Genomic DNA, 13,820 nt, shown 5'->3' with positions numbered 1-13,820 from the left:
CAGGAGCCTGCCCGGCCCCCTCTGCATGACCGGGTGTGCAGGTCCGATACCCGGGTCCGATGGGCGGGTCCGATGGGCGGACCGGGGGCAAGACCGGGTACCGGCCCCGCCCCCTGCCGCCGCCCCTGCCGCCGCCCCTGCCGCCGCCCCTGCCGCCGCCCCTGCCGGAACCCGCTGCGGGTCGGCGGAGTTCCTTTCCCACAAGGAGGCCACCGCCGCGCCCCGCCGCCTTCCGCCCGGCGCCGTGGCCCAGGAGGAAAAGGGGAAGAGCCATGACCCATGAGACCGGCACGCCAGCCCCGGAACCGGCACTGGAACGCAGCATCGGGCTGTGGCAGCTGGCCCTGTACGGGCTGGGCAGCATGCTGGGCGCCGGCATCTACGGCCTGATCGGCAAGGCGGCGGGGGTGATGGGCAACGCCGTCTGGCTGGCCTTCCTGGTGGCCATGACGGCGGCGCTGCTGACCGGCCTGTCCTATGCGTCGCTGGGCTCGCGCTATCCGCGGGCCGGCGGGGCCGCCTACGTCACCCAGCGGGCCTATGGCCGGCCGCTGCTGACCTATGTGGTGGGGCTGGCGGTGATGTGCTCGGGCCTGACCTCCATCGCCACCCAGAGCCAGGTGGTGGCCGCCACCCTGCAGCGCCTGCCGGCCCTGGCCGGGGTGCCCACCCTGCTGCTGGCCCTGGGGTTCCTGCTGCTGATGGCGGGCATCGTCTTCCGCGGCATCCGCGAGAGCATGTGGGTCAACATCGTCTGCACGCTGATGGAGGCCGGGGGGCTGGTGACCGTGGTCCTGGTCGGGGTTTCGTTCTGGGGCCGGGTCGACCTGATGGAGGTGCCGGCGGAGGCGGGCGGCATCGATCTGTCCCTGCTGCTGCAGGGCGCCGTGCTGACCTTCTTCAGCTTCATCGGTTTCGAGGACTCGATCAATGTGGCGGAGGAGGTGAAGAATCCCCGCCGCACCCTGCCCTGGGGCATCGTCCTGTCGATGGGGGCGGCCACGCTGATCTATCTGGCGGTGGCCGTCACCGCCGTGTCGGTGGTGCCCTGGCGCGAGCTGGCCGCGGCCCCGGGGCCGCTGGTGGAGGTGGTCAACCGCGCCGCCCCCTGGATCCCGGCCGGGCTGTTCGTGGTCATCACCGTGTTCGCCGTCGCCAACACGGCGCTGCTGAACTATGTCATGGCCTCGCGCCTGGTCTATGGCATGGCCCGGCTGGGGCTGCTGCCCGGCCCGCTGGGACGGGTCCACCGCCGCCGCCGCACCCCGTATGTGGCCGTGATGGCGCTGGGCCTGCTGGTGGCGCTGCTGATGCTGGCCGGGGACATCACCCAGCTGGCCTCCGCCACCGTGCTGCTGCTGCTGGCCGTGTTCACGGCGGTCAATCTGGCCCTGGTGGTGCTGAAGCGCCGGCCGGGCGAACCGCGCGGCCGGTTCGAGGTGCCGCTGGCCGTGCCGGTGCTGGGCGCCGCCATCTGCGCCGTGCTGTTCCTGAACCGGCTGGTCAGCGGCGACTGGCGCGCGCCGGGACTGGCCCTGCTGCTGCTGGCCGGGATCGTGGCGCTGTATGCCGCCATGCGGCCGAAGCGGGTGTTCGACCTGGATGTGGAGCGCCTGGCCGACGAGACCCTGCCCACCGGGGCCGGTGGGCAGGGAAGGTCGGCCTAACCGATCCGCCGGACGGAGAGGCTGCGGATCAGGGCCAGGGACTCGGGTGGGGGCTGGCGTTCCACCCGCTGGTAGACCCGGCAATCCCGGGTGCGGGTCAGCAGCCCGTCCTCCACCATGGCCCGGCGCAGCAGCGCATGGTCGCCGAAACCATGCTCGGCCTGGATCAGCAGACTGATCTCACGCTCGTTGTAGATGGTGCGGGCGGGAATGCGCGACCACAGCACCCAGAGGCAGGGCTGCTGGTGGCTGAACTTGCCGGGCCAGCGGGCCAGCCGGCCCTGGTCGTCGAAATACCGCTGCAGCCGTTTCACCAGCACATAATCCACCGGCGCCGCCGCCGCCGGGGGCTGGTCCAGCGTGGTCCGGGCCAGATGCTGGGCCCGCAGATGCTGGACATTGCGGTACCCGGCCGCCCGGGCCAGCATGTTCAGCAGCTCCACATGGCCGGGTGGACGCTCCTGCCCGGCCAATTGCCGGTGCAAGGCGCGGGCGACGGCGGAGATGTCCTCCGCCTGATAGGGAAGGGGTGTCCTGGACATCGCTCATCCTCGTGGCTGTGCCTGCCCAGACGGGCTGTCGCCGGATGGACTGCCGGGGTCGCCCTTCCGACGCGGCACGGGACAAGGTGTCGGTCGTTTCAGAAACGGAATGGCAGGTTTAGCTTCCCCTTGCGGGGGCGGCGACGCCTTGGTGAACTGCCGACCAGACGGGCAGCATAACCGAACCGCGGGGCCGGAGCCAGAAGCTTCGATGCGGCTCCCGCGGCGGTCAGAGCAGGTCGCGCAGCAGGGCGACCAGGGGGATGTCGGCGGGCGGCATGGGATAGGCCCGCATGTCCTGCGGCCGCACCCAGGCCAGGGTCTGCCCCTCCAGCGGCTGCGGCGTGCCCTTCCACACCCGGCAGGCAAAGAGCGGCATCAGCAGGTGGAACGACGGGTAGCGGTGGCTGGCGAAGGTCAGTGGCGCCAGACAGCTTTCCGCCGTGTCGATGCCCAGCTCCTCCGCCAGTTCGCGCACCAGGGCCGCCTCCGGCGTTTCCCCCGGCTGGAGCTTGCCGCCGGGGAATTCCCACAGCCCTGCCATGGACTTGCCGGGCGGCCGCTGGGCCAGCAGCACCCGGCCGTCGGCATCGACCAGGGCCACGGCCGCCACCAGCAGCATCGGCAGCGGACCGGCGCTGCGCTCACTCCAGCATGGGGTCTCGCTCATATCGTCTTCTCCCATCCCGCCCGGTCCAGCCGCCAGATATGGGCCGGCGCCGGCGGGCCGCGCAGGCCCATATCATGCGCCGGCTCCACCCGCTCCAGCCGGAAGCCCAGCGTGCGGGCCAGGGCGTTGGAGGCGTCGTTGGCCGGGTCCACCGCGGCGGCGATGGCGCGCAGGCCGAGATCGCGGAAGCCGCTGTCGCATATGGCCTGCACCATTTCGGCTCCGTAACCACGCCGCCAGACCGGCTGGGCCAGCCAGTAGCCCAGCTCGGCCTCCCCCGGCCCGTGGGCGTCCAGCATCAGCCCGGCGGCCCCCAGCAGCGGGCCGCCGCCGCGGGGGACGGCGACGCGGTGGTACTGGCGCCGGTCCCGCTCCATGGCCTCGCACTGGGCCAGCCAGCGCCGTGCATCGGCCGGATCATAGGGATGCGGCACCCGGATCAGGAAGCGCGCCACGTCCCAGCGGCCGATCTCCCGCACCAGATCGGGCAGGTCGACGGCCGCCAGCGGCCGGAGATAGAGCCGTTCCGTCTCCAGCGTGGCGCGCCAGATCATCGCCGTCAGCTCCGGTAGCTGCCGTTGATGTCGATATAGCCGTGGGTCAGGTCGCAGGTCCACACCGTGGCATGGCCGGCCCCCAGGCCCAGTTCCACCTCGATCAGGATATCGGTGCCCTTCATGTGCGCGGCCACCGGCGCCTCGTCATAGCCGGGCACCTCCATGCCGTCGCGGCAGATCTGGACGCCGCCGATGGAGATGACCAGCCGGTCGCGGTCGGCCGTCTCGCCCGAGCGGCCGACGGCGGCGACGATGCGGCCCCAGTTGGCGTCCTCGCCGGCCACGGCGGTCTTCACCAGCGGGGAGTTGGCCACGGTCATGGCGATGCGCTTGGCGGCGCTGTCGCTGTCGGCACCGGTGACGCGGATCTCCACGAACTTGGTGGCGCCCTCGCCATCGCGGATGACCTGCTGGGCCAGATCCAGGCAGACGGCGTCCAGCGCCGCCTTCAGCGCCGGCAGGCGCGGATCGTCGATGGACTGGATCGGCCGGTGCCCGGCCTTGCCGGTGGCGCACAGCACCAGCGTGTCGGAGGTGGAGGTGTCACCATCCACGGTGATGCTGTTGAAGCTGCGGTTGGTGGCGTCCCACAGCAGGTCCTGCAGCACCGGCGCCGCCACCGCGGCATCGGTGAAGACATAGGCCAGCATGGTGGCCATGTCGGGCGCGATCATGCCGCTGCCCTTGGCGAAACCGGCGATGCTGACGGGCACGCCGTCGATCTCCACCGTGGCCGCGGCCCCCTTGGGGAAGGTATCGGTGGTCATGATGGCCCGGGCCGCCTCTTCCCAGGCCGGACCGGCCGCCGGCTGCAGCTTGCCGAACGCGTCGGGCAGATGGCGGGCGATGAGATCGGCCGGCATGGGCTGGCCGATGACGCCGGTGGAGGCCGGGAACACCTCGGTCTCCTTGCAGCCGGCCAGACGCGCCGCCTCGGCCACGGTGACATCCACGAAAGCTTCGCCCGCCTTGCCGGTGAAGGCGTTGGAGTTGCCCGCATTGACCACCACCACGCGGGCCGAGCCGCCCTTCAGGTTGGCCCGGCAGCGCTGCACCGGCGCCGACGCCGTCAGCGACTTGGTCAGCACCGCCGCCACGCTGGTGCCGGCATCGAGCACGGCCACCAGCGTATCGTTGCGCGGCGTCTTGTAGCGGATCCCGCAGCGATGCACCGCGAACTGCACGCCGGCAATGGCCGGCAGAGCGGGAAAGGCGGCGGGCGCCAGCGGGGAAATGGCGGTTGCCATGGCGAATCGGACTCCCGGAAGGGCAAACGGACGCGTCATCAAGCCGAGGCGGCCCCGGCGGGTCAAGGGGCGGATGGCACCGCAATGGAAAAGGGCAGACCCTGGGGCCTGCCCTTCCCGATCCAACACCCGAGTCGGTGTGGTTCTGATGCGCCCGCCGCCTTGGCTGGCGCGCCGCCCTACACGCACAGGGGGAGGGCGCGGGCCGGCGGTCGCCGACTCTTTCCGTCCCTCAGGCGCCGGGCGGCGGCATCCGCCGCCTTGGCTGGCGCGCCGCCCCACACGCACAGAGGCAGGGCGCGGGCCGGCGGTCGCCGACTCTTTCCGTCCCTCAGGCGCCGGGCGGCGGCATCCGCCGCCTTGGCTGGCGCGCCGCCCCACACGCACAGAGGCAGGGCGCGGGCCGGCGGTCGCCGGCCTGGGGTCGATGCCCCCGAGCACCGGTCAGGCGCCCGGGGGCGGCTTGGGGTTACTTCTTGTCGGCCTTCTTGTCGGCGGCCGGCTTCTGCCCGCCGGCCGGCGCGTCGGCCGCGGCCGGCATGGCCGAACCGTCGAGATTGAACATCTCCACCTTGGCGGACTTGCGCAGGTTCTCCACCACCTCGCCGGCGATCTCCTGCGCCGCGGCCTGGCGCAGCTGGGGTGCTGCCTGCTCGAAGGTCGGCGGGGTCTGCTTGCGCTTGTCCTCGACCTTGATGACATGGAAGCCGAAGTCGGTCTGCACCGGGGTCTGGCTGACCTCACCGGCCTTCATGGCGAAGGCGGCCTCGGCGAAGGGGGCGACCATCTGGTCCTTGGTGAAGTAGCCGAGATCGCCACCCTGGTCCTTGGTGCCGTCGGTGCCCTTCTCGGACGCCAGCTTGGCGAAATCGGCGCCGCCCTTCAGCTGCTTGATGATGGCTTCGGCCTCGGCCTTGTCCTTCACCAGAATGTGGCGGGCGCGCACCTCGTCCTGCGGCGGATTGGCCTTGATCCACTCATCATACTTCTTCTTGACGGCGGCGTCGGTCAGCTTGGCGTCGATCTGCTTCTTCAGCCAGGCCTGCTGGACGAACTGCTCCTCGGCGTCCTTGAGATTCTGCTTGACCTCGGCGCTGTCCTGCAGCTTGGCCTTGTAGCCGGCATCGGTGACCAGCTTGGCGTTGACCATCTGGTCCAGCACCAGCGGATAGACCTGGGCCAGCGGGATCTGCTGCACCTGGGGACCCAGCTGCTGCATATAGGCCAGGACTTCGGAGCGCTTCACCTCCTTGCCATTGATGCGGGCGACCACCGGATCGTCGGCGGCAGCGGCCGGCTTCTGGGCCGGTGCGCTCTGGCCCTGGGCATTCTGGGCGTTGGCCGGAAGCAGGGCGGCCGCAGCCACCGAACCCAGCGCCGCGGCAACGATGGCGGCGCGCATCTTGTGACCAAACATCGGACTGAGCATCCTTCCCGAAGGGTTCCTGACAGACGGCAAATGAACCGGCGTGCGGCCTGCGGGAAGGGGCTTGCGCCTCCCGGAGTGCCACCCGCGCCACGGGCTGCCGTCGGCAAGCCCGCTTAAACCATGACGCGCCGAGCGGGGCAAGGGCTCGCGCATTCATGCCGGGACATCAAGGCAATAGGAAAATGGCGCCATCATGGTATGGTCCGCCCGCGCCGCCGCACCATCGCGCGCGTTGACCGGGCTGTGCGGAGGTCCTATCTGTGGCAGGTGTGTCCGGCGGATATCCCTGTCCGCCGGCTGGTCCGCTTCATCCGCGTTTCCGCTCTCTAGAGGTTTCCATGTTCGGTGCATTGGCCCGCAAGATCTTCGGCAACGCCAACGACCGCGTTGTCAAATCCTTGCGGAAGAAGGTCGAGGCCATCAACGCGCTGGAGGCCAAGCTGCAGGGCCTCTCCGACGCCGAACTGCAGATGCGCACGGACTGGCTGCGCGACCGGCTGAAAAACGGCGAGACGCTGGACGACATCCTGCCCGATGCCTTCGCCACGGTGCGCGAGGCCTCGCGCCGGGTCATGGGCATGCGGCACTTCGACGTGCAGCTGATCGGCGGCATGGTGCTGCATTCCGGCAAGATCTCGGAAATGCGCACCGGCGAAGGCAAGACCCTGGTCGCCACCCTGCCGGTCTATCTCAACGCCCTGGAAGGCAAGGGCGTGCATGTGGTCACGGTCAACGACTATCTGGCCAAGCGCGACAGCGCCTGGATGGGCCGGCTGTACGGCTTCCTGGGCCTGACCACCGGCGTCATCGTGCACGGGCTGGACGATGACGAGCGCCGCGCCGCCTATGGCGCCGACATCACCTATGGCACCAACAACGAATTCGGCTTCGACTATCTGCGCGACAACATGAAGTACAGGCTGCAGGACATGGTCCAGCGGCCGTTCAACTTCGCCATCGTCGACGAGGTCGACAGCATCCTGATCGACGAGGCGCGTACCCCGCTGATCATCTCCGGCCCCTCCACCGACAGTTCCGAGCTGTACATCGCCGTGGACAAGGTGGTGCGGCAGCTGACGGAGGAGGATTACGAGAAGGACGAGAAGGCCCGCACCGTCGCCCTGACCGAGCAGGGCCAGGAGCATGTGGCCCAGATCCTGAAGGATGTCGGGCTGATGAAGACCGGCGACCTGTACGACATCCAGAACGTCTCGCTGGTCCACCACGCCAACCAGGCGCTGAAGGCCCACAAGCTGTTCACCCGCGACGTGGACTACATCGTCAAGGACGACAAGGTCGTCATCATCGACGAGTTCACCGGCCGCATGATGGAGGGACGGCGCTATTCCGAGGGCCTGCACCAGGCGCTGGAGGCCAAGGAGCACGTCACCATCCAGCGCGAGAACCAGACGCTGGCCAGCATCACCTTCCAGAACTATTTCCGCCTGTATCCCAAGCTGGCCGGCATGACCGGCACGGCCATGACCGAGGCCGGCGAGTTCCAGGAGATCTACGGGCTGGAGGTGGTGGACATCCCCACCAACGTGGCGGTGCAGCGCCAGGACCAGGATGACGAGGTCTATCGCACGGCCGAGGAGAAGTACGCCGCCATCGTCAAGCTGATCGAGGAATGCCGCGAGCGGCAGCAGCCGGTGCTGGTGGGCACGGTCAGCATCGAGAAGTCAGAGCTGCTGTCCGACTATCTCAAGAAGAAGAAGATCCCGCACAACGTCCTGAACGCCCGCTACCACGAGCAGGAGGCGTATATCGTCTCCCAGGCCGGCCGGCAGGGCGCCGTGACCATCGCCACCAACATGGCCGGCCGCGGCACCGACATCAAGCTGGGCGGCAACGAGGAGATGCGCATCGAGGTCGAGCTGGCCGAGGTGCCGGAGGGCGAGGAGCGCCAGCGCCGCATCGCCGCCATCAAAGCCGAGGTGGAAGCGGCCAAGGAGGTGGTGCTGAAGGCCGGCGGCCTGTACGTCATCGGCACCGAGCGGCATGAGAGCCGCCGCATCGACAACCAGCTGCGCGGCCGCTCCGGCCGCCAGGGCGATCCCGGCGCCTCCAAGTTCTTCCTGTCGCTGGACGATGACCTGATGCGCATCTTCGGCAGCCAGCGTCTGGACGGCATGCTGCAGAAGCTGGGCCTGCAGGACGGCGAGGCCATCATCCATCCCTGGATCAACAAGGCCCTGGAAAAGGCGCAGCAGCGCGTCGAAGCCCACAATTTCGAGATCCGCAAGAACCTGCTGAAGTACGACAACGTCATGAACGACCAGCGCAAGGTCGTTTACGAGCAGCGCCGCGAGATCATGGACGCCGAGGACGCCCACGAGATGGTGACCTCCATGCGCCAGGAGGTCATCGCCGAGATGGTGCGCAGCGCCATCCCCGAGCATGCCTATGCCGAACAGTGGAATGTGGAGCAGCTGCACGCCGACGCCCTGCGCGTGCTGGGCGCCGACCTGCCGATCCGCGACTGGGCCAAGGAGGAGGGGATCGCCGACGAGGAGATCACCCACCGGCTGCTGGCCTATGCCGATGAGAAGATGGCCGAGAAGGAGCAGGCCTATGGGCCTGAGCTGATGCGGAACATCGAGAAGAGCCTGGTGCTGCAGATCCTGGATCAGGTGTGGAAGGACCATCTGCTGGCCCTGGATCATCTGCGCCAGGGCATCAATCTGCGCGCCTATGCCCAGCGCGATCCGCTGAACGAATACAAGAAGGAAGCGTTCGAGCTGTTCGAGGGCATGCTCTCGCAGCTGCGCGAGCAGGTGACGCAGATGCTGATGCTGGTGCAGGTGCGGGTGCAGGAGCCGCTGCCCCTGCCGGACATGCCGGCCGGCGCCGTGATGGGCCGCACCGACCCGGCCATGGCCGGCGGCGAGCCGCCGGCGGATGCGCCCCTGCCCCCGGGCATGGTGCGCCGTTCCATGCCGCAGGCCTTCGGCGCCACGGCTCTGCCGGTGGCCAGCGAGACCGACCTGGGCGATCCGGACCTGTGGAAGAACACGCCGCGCAACGCCCCCTGCCCCTGCGGCAGCGGCAAGAAGTACAAGCACTGCCACGGCGCCGTCGGCTGAGGCCGATCGGTCCCGGACGGATGCAGGAAGGGCGGCCCGGCGGCCGCCCTTTCCGTTTGGGACGGACCCGGGCCGGATTCGCGGGCGGCGGGGGGACGTCAGCGGATGCTGCCGAGGAAGTCGCCGACCGTGCGGCGCAGCACCCCTGTCTGCTGCGACAGGATGTCGGACGCCTGCAGCACCTCATGCGCGGCCCGGCCGCTGGCGTCGGCCGCCTCGGTCACGCCGGCAATGTTGCCGGTGACCTCCTGGGTGCCGGCCGAGGCCTGCTGCACGTTGCGGGCGATCTCCCGCGTGGCGGCCCCCTGTTCCTCGATGGCGGCGGCGATGGCGGCCGTGATCTGGCTGATCTCGCGGATGGTGGCGGTGATGCCCTGGATGGCGCCGACGGCGTCGCCGGTGGCGGACTGGACGGCGCCGATCTGGGCGGAGATCTCGTCGGTGGCCCGCGCCGTCTGGGTGGCCAGGGTCTTGACCTCGCCGGCGACCACGGCGAAGCCCTTGCCGGCCTCGCCCGCCCGCGCCGCCTCGATGGTGGCGTTCAGCGCCAGCAGGTTGGTCTGGCTGGCGATGTCGGTGATCAGGGTCACGACCTCCCCGATCCGCTGGGTGCTGTCAGCCAGGCTGGCGACTGTGCCGTTGGTCCGTTCCGCCTGCTGCACCGCTGCGGCGGAGATGCCGGTGGAGCGGCTGACCAGGCCGCCGATCTCGGTGATGGAGGCCGACAGCTCCTCGGCGGCCGACGCCACCGTCTGCACATTGCCCGACGCCCGGGCCGCGGCCTCGGCCACGGCCGTGGCCTGACGCGCCGTCTCCTCCGCCGTGGCCGACATGCCCTCGGCCGTGCCGCGCATGCGCCCTGAGGCCTGTCCTAGCGAGTCGAGCACGCTGGACACGCCGGCATCGAACCGGGCCACCAGCGTCTCCAGCAGCAGCCGGCGCTCCTCCTTGGCCTGCTGGTCGCGCCGCTGCGCCGCGGCCAGGGCGTCGGCCTGGATCCGGTTGGCCTTGAACACCTCCACCGAGCGGGACATGGCGCCGATCTCGTCCTTGCGGCCGGTGCCCTCGACCCGCACCGACACATCGCCGGCGGCCAGATGGCCCATGATCCCGGTCAGCTGCACCAGCGGCCCGGTGATGCCGCGCACGATGCTGCGGGCCAGCAGCAAGGCCCCGCCCAGCAGCAGCACAACGGCGGTCAGCGCCGTCCACACCGCCCGGTCGGCGGCGGCGCCGGCCGCGTGCGCCGTGGCCGCCACATCGGCGGCCATGCGGTCCTCCACCTGCTTCAGCGCATCGATGCGGCGGCTGCTGGTGGCGAACCAGTCCGGGGCGGCCACGCCGCCGGTGGTGCCGGTGGTCGGGCTGTCATAGGCGGTCTTGCGCAGGGCGGCCACGGCCTCCGCCGCCGGGCCGGTCAGCGCCGCCTCCAGCGCCTGGCGCTGGTCCGGCTGGGCGAAGCTGCGGAACACGGCGAGATAGGCCTCCTGCTCCGCCGCCAGCGACACGAATCGCCGGTAGAGGTCCGGCGCGAAGGCCCCGGCGGCGAATCCGGCCGAGCCGACGGCGCGCTCGATGCCCGCCCGCTCCTTGGCCTGCATCAGGTTGACATAGGCCGAGATGAGATTGCCGACCTCCGCGCTGGGGCTGTGCAGGGCCAGATCATGGGCCACGGCGATCAGATTGGTGATGATGCCGGTGTAGAAGGCGACGGTATCCTTCAGCTCGACGCCCAGGGCGCTGACGCGGGCGCGCTGCCCCTGCAGGCCGGCAAGCCCCTGCCGCACGGCGGCCAGCCGCTCCGCCACCGAACCGGCCGGCCCCAGCGCCGCCGCCGCCTGGTCGAACCGCCCCAGGGCCGCATCCGTGCGCTGGCGCTGCTGCTCCAGCTCGGCCCCGAACTGACGCCCGCCGCTGCCCATGAACAGGGCCGAGGAGCCACGCTCGCGCTGCAGCTCATGCACCAGGGCCGAAACGTCGGCGGAGAAGGTGGAGAGGGCCGCCAAGCGCCCCACATCCTGCCGGACCTGCCAGCGCTCGCTGACCAGCCAGCCGGCGAAGGCCAGCAGGCCCAGCATCGGCACCAACAGGGCCACAAGGATGCGAACGCCGATCGGCCGATCATTCAACATCAACACACCCTCTCCGCGAGCCCGGACCAGAGACTTTCCCCTCCGGCTCACTGTGCCAGCAGGGACCCCCCATGAAAAACCTGACCATAAGCATAGGAAGCATCCGGGAAAGGCCGCCGCCATGGGGAGAATCTGCACATAAAGCGGCACAGAAGAATGACCCACCTCAATGGATCCGGAGAGAAACCAGCACCGTTTCCGGCAACGACCCGATCCTATTCCTGCGTATAGGCGTTATGGTTAATAATATATTGATGAGAAGCCAGGTCTATACTTTTCAGTCCGAATGAGCGCCTTCCCGGATGGAGGCGGGAAGCGGCGGGGAATTCTGGATGCGGACATCCCGGGGCGCACAGACCGGCGCAGGACCCGCCGCCGCCTTGCCGCCGACGCCGGCAGAGGGGCAGGCAGAGGGGCAGGCAGAGGGGCAGGCAGAGGGGCAGGCAGAGGGGCAGGCAATGGCATGGGCGGTGCGGAGGGATCAGGGAACGGGCGGGCCGAGAACGATGAGACGGAGCAGCATGTCTGCGCCAGAGCCCTTTCAACCGCTTGTCCGGCAAGGCGGGCAGACCGCCTGCCTATGCGGAACTGGAGGCGCGTCGCTTCTTGCCGTTGCTAGACCAGAACAGCGCTCACGGGGCGGCGGGGCGAGAATGGCAGCGTCGGGCCGTAGCCGAAGCGCATGATGATATCGGGCCGCCTTCCGGCTTCCCCGATCAGCGCCGCCAATTCAGGCCGCAGCCGCGCGACCTCGACAGGCTGGTTGACGAAGGCATGTTTGAGGCCGGAAGCGGTCGCGGCAAGTGCGAAACGCTGGCAGGCGCGACCAACCGCGATCCAGTGCGCTTTGTCCTCACGCTCCGCCAGAAAGATCGCGATCCCCGCCGAGGAATCGATCTGGCGCGCATATTTGTCGTTCTCGGCGCCGGCTGTGAAGAACCTGTCAAAGGCGAGACCCCCGAGAAATTCGGGGAGCACGGGATTGCCGCTCGCGGCCGAGAACAGCCCGTCCCCAGCCGCCATGGCGCTGCGCGGATTGAACCGCAGCCACCGCTTCAACTCGGCCATGAAGGCCGCGTCCGCCATCTGCGCAGCGTTGCCGGCAATGACCAGGTCCCGCACCGGATCGATCCGCGCCCGGTCGGTAAGCAGGACGAAACGCACACCCGGCGTTTCGGTGGATTGTCGAAGCAACTCGATATCGGCCGCAGGCACCGAGCGCCCGTCATATTGCGCCCGCGTGGATTGCCGCCTGGGGATGGCGGCAAGCAGCGGATGCGGACGCGCTTCAGCCCTGGAGAAGGAACAGCGGATGCGCTCGCCTCCAGCGTCCGTTTCCAACTGCCCGGCCCGCCCGGCCGCGGTGGCGGCGATCAGCAGATTCTCGGCGGCGCATCCGAGACTGACGAAGAGGTGATGATTGTCGGGATCGACGACCGGTGTCGCGCGGGAGAGGTCGGGCAGAATGTCGATCGTGCGCTCCCCCACGCGAAACCGCCAAGGCTGGGTGTTATGGCCATTGGCGGCAAGCGTCGCGTATCGGATGATCTCGGCGATGTCCGGGTCGGCGGGCATCGGGGCGCGAAGGCCGCCCATGTCGGACTCGAAATCGGCCATCGACCCCACGGCCGACCGCCAACCGGCGGCGGCGCCCCCAGCCAGCACGAGTGCACCGCCTGCGCCGATGAGTATGTCCCGCCTTCTCACGCCGACTTCCTTCCTTGTGATCGGTGAGCCGGTCTTCGCTGTCAGGCGACTGATTCACGCCGCGTCTTTGCCTGATCGAGGACCAGAATCGCCTATGCGCGATCGACCGCCGGGCTGAACGCTAAAACTCCACCACCACCGACGGCGCGCTGCGCTGCGCCTCGCCGTGGAAAACGGCCTCGATGTTGTTGCCATCAGGGTCGAGCACGAAAGCCGCATAATATCCGGGATGATAGGCTCTCTCGCCCGGCGCCCCGTTGTCGCGCCCGCCATGGGCCAGCGCCGCGTCGTGGAAGGCATCCACTGTCGCCCGGTCCCTCGCCTGGAAGGCAAGGTGGTGTCGTCCCGTCAGGACCCCCAGCGCCGCCGGACTTTCTGCCGAAGATACGACAAGTTCGTCAGCCCAGAAATATCCATCGGTGGTGTCGACGACAGGAATCCCCAGCACAGCCAGAATGGCCGTGTAGAAATCCCGACTGGCCTTGAGATCCTGCACCACGAGCTGGATGTGATCGATAAGCCGCCCCCGATGCAATTGATGGATTTCCATGGCATCTTCCCTTGTCAAAGTTGGCTTATGACATTCACTGCGGAGCATCAGTCCGGCCTAGGCCGGTCAGATCATGCCCCGCCCTGTGATAAAGACGTCTTACCACACTGGACACACCTTGACCGGCCCTTCGGGGCGGAAGAATGGCCGCAACGCGGCCGCAAGCTTCCTTTATCACGCCACATCAGTGGGTTGCGGCCCCGGCCAGGATAGATCGGGCGATCGAGCAGCCT

10 protein-coding genes are annotated in these 13,820 nt (G+C 69.1%); 2 read left to right on the top strand and 8 right to left on the bottom strand.

What is annotated here, in order from left to right; all coding sequences use genetic code 11:
- Nucleotides 1-272: 272 nt before the first annotated feature.
- A complete protein-coding gene (locus DK368_RS04070; protein ID WP_114392284.1) occupies nt 273-1,667 on the top strand; it encodes an APC family permease in 1,395 nt (464 codons plus the stop codon).
- Here the strand turns inward: DK368_RS04070 and DK368_RS04065 are convergent.
- The 5 genes from DK368_RS04065 to DK368_RS04045 all read right to left on the bottom strand — a co-directional run bounded on the left by DK368_RS04065 (nt 1,664) and on the right by DK368_RS04045 (nt 6,100).
- A complete protein-coding gene (locus DK368_RS04065; protein ID WP_114392283.1) occupies nt 1,664-2,209 on the bottom strand; it encodes a DUF2087 domain-containing protein in 546 nt (181 codons plus the stop codon). The genes DK368_RS04070 and DK368_RS04065 overlap by 4 nt on opposite strands.
- Nucleotides 2,210-2,438: 229 nt before the next feature.
- A complete protein-coding gene (locus tag DK368_RS04060) occupies nt 2,439-2,879 on the bottom strand; it encodes a (deoxy)nucleoside triphosphate pyrophosphohydrolase (protein ID WP_162305857.1) in 441 nt (146 codons plus the stop codon).
- Complete coding sequence (locus DK368_RS04055; protein ID WP_114392282.1) at nt 2,876-3,433, bottom strand: GNAT family N-acetyltransferase; 558 nt, start codon at nt 3,431-3,433, stop codon at nt 2,876-2,878. The genes DK368_RS04060 and DK368_RS04055 overlap by 4 nt, the downstream gene beginning before the upstream one ends.
- A 5-nt stretch (nt 3,434-3,438) precedes the next feature.
- On the bottom strand, nt 3,439-4,683 hold the full coding sequence (argJ, locus tag DK368_RS04050; protein WP_114392281.1) for a bifunctional glutamate N-acetyltransferase/amino-acid acetyltransferase ArgJ: 1,245 nt from the start codon (nt 4,681-4,683) through the stop codon (nt 3,439-3,441).
- Nucleotides 4,684-5,152: 469 nt separating this feature from the next.
- Nucleotides 5,153-6,100 (bottom strand): peptidylprolyl isomerase, encoded by a 948-nt coding sequence (locus tag DK368_RS04045; RefSeq protein WP_114392280.1) that lies wholly within the window; start codon nt 6,098-6,100, stop codon nt 5,153-5,155.
- Nucleotides 6,101-6,450: 350 nt separating this feature from the next.
- On the opposite strand from DK368_RS04045, the gene secA reads away from it, so the two are divergent.
- Nucleotides 6,451-9,198 carry a preprotein translocase subunit SecA gene (gene secA, locus DK368_RS04040; protein ID WP_114392279.1) on the top strand — a complete coding sequence of 916 codons (2,748 nt, stop codon included), beginning with the start codon at nt 6,451-6,453 and terminating at the stop codon, nt 9,196-9,198.
- 98 nt (nt 9,199-9,296) lie between these two features.
- Here the strand turns inward: secA and DK368_RS04035 are convergent, their stop codons facing one another.
- From DK368_RS04035 to DK368_RS04020, 3 genes are all read right to left on the bottom strand, one after another.
- A complete protein-coding gene (locus DK368_RS04035; protein WP_240002341.1) occupies nt 9,297-11,330 on the bottom strand; it encodes a methyl-accepting chemotaxis protein in 2,034 nt (677 codons plus the stop codon).
- A gap of 615 nt (nt 11,331-11,945) precedes the next feature.
- Nucleotides 11,946-12,947, bottom strand: a complete 1,002-nt coding sequence (locus DK368_RS04025; protein WP_240002326.1) for an Acg family FMN-binding oxidoreductase — start codon at nt 12,945-12,947, stop codon at nt 11,946-11,948.
- A 211-nt stretch (nt 12,948-13,158) separates the two neighbouring features.
- Nucleotides 13,159-13,587: a VOC family protein gene (locus DK368_RS04020; protein ID WP_114392275.1), complete on the bottom strand. Its 429-nt coding sequence runs from the start codon at nt 13,585-13,587 to the stop codon at nt 13,159-13,161.
- Nucleotides 13,588-13,820: the final 233 nt, after the last annotated feature.

Origin of the sequence: Oleisolibacter albus (assembly GCF_003336875.1) — a bacterium.
In the GTDB taxonomy this organism is placed as follows: Bacteria; Pseudomonadota; Alphaproteobacteria; order Azospirillales; family Azospirillaceae; genus Niveispirillum; species Niveispirillum album.
The sequence above is the reverse complement of the archived record's forward strand: the minus strand, read 5'-3'. Positions and strand labels throughout refer to the sequence as shown.

What these genes read in the sequence shown, in the direction of transcription:
- DK368_RS04055 (WP_114392282.1), bottom strand. Translation starts at nt 3,433, where the DNA reads ATGATCTGGCGCGCCACGCTGGAGACGGAACGGCTCTATCTCCGGCCG.
- DK368_RS04045 (WP_114392280.1), bottom strand. Translation starts at nt 6,100, where the DNA reads ATGTTTGGTCACAAGATGCGCGCCGCCATCGTTGCCGCGGCGCTGGGT.
- secA (WP_114392279.1), top strand. Translation starts at nt 6,451, where the DNA reads ATGTTCGGTGCATTGGCCCGCAAGATCTTCGGCAACGCCAACGACCGC.
- argJ (WP_114392281.1), bottom strand. Translation starts at nt 4,683, where the DNA reads ATGGCAACCGCCATTTCCCCGCTGGCGCCCGCCGCCTTTCCCGCTCTG.
- DK368_RS04070 (WP_114392284.1), top strand. Translation starts at nt 273, where the DNA reads ATGACCCATGAGACCGGCACGCCAGCCCCGGAACCGGCACTGGAACGC.
- DK368_RS04035 (WP_240002341.1), bottom strand. Translation starts at nt 11,330, where the DNA reads ATGTTGAATGATCGGCCGATCGGCGTTCGCATCCTTGTGGCCCTGTTG.
- DK368_RS04065 (WP_114392283.1), bottom strand. Translation starts at nt 2,209, where the DNA reads ATGTCCAGGACACCCCTTCCCTATCAGGCGGAGGACATCTCCGCCGTC.
- DK368_RS04025 (WP_240002326.1), bottom strand. Translation starts at nt 12,947, where the DNA reads ATGGCCGATTTCGAGTCCGACATGGGCGGCCTTCGCGCCCCGATGCCC.
- DK368_RS04060 (WP_162305857.1), bottom strand. Translation starts at nt 2,879, where the DNA reads ATGAGCGAGACCCCATGCTGGAGTGAGCGCAGCGCCGGTCCGCTGCCG.
- DK368_RS04020 (WP_114392275.1), bottom strand. Translation starts at nt 13,587, where the DNA reads ATGGAAATCCATCAATTGCATCGGGGGCGGCTTATCGATCACATCCAG.